This is a genomic window from Helicobacter magdeburgensis, assembly GCF_000765825.2.
GTDB lineage: Bacteria > Campylobacterota > Campylobacteria > Campylobacterales > Helicobacteraceae > Helicobacter_C > Helicobacter_C magdeburgensis.
In genome coordinates this window covers 1-386 of sequence record NZ_JRPE02000057.1, presented here as the reverse complement: position 1 = coordinate 386, position 386 = coordinate 1, and the positions used below count along the sequence as shown (strand labels likewise).

At 34.2% G+C, this 386-nt stretch carries 1 protein-coding gene; it reads right to left on the bottom strand.

The features are described from left to right. On the bottom strand, nucleotides 1–386 hold a 386-nt coding region (locus LS74_RS10825; protein ID WP_034589998.1), incomplete at both ends, for an MraY family glycosyltransferase.

Sequence of the window (386 nt, the reverse complement as noted above, 5' to 3'; positions counted from 1 at the left end):
TCTCCATATAGAAAACACCACTTCCCATACAGGATATATCATAATGCTTAATCCAAAAAAAGCACTTACAGATTCAGTATGTCTTTGTGTGAGTAAGACTAGAAGCATACCTAATATAAAACCTAAAAAATACGCTCCACCATCACCTAAAAATATCTTACCCAAAGGAAAGTTACACACAAAAAATCCCAAGATTCCAAAAAATAACACCAAAGCACAATAAAAAATCTCTATATCTTTCACATCATAGGCCACATACATAATCCCACTTAAAATAAGCAAACACACACCACTTGCTAAGCCATTAAACCCATCAATAATATTAATCGCATTACTCACCCCAACAAGTGCAAATGTGGTAAAAAATAGACCGATAAGGTAGGGCA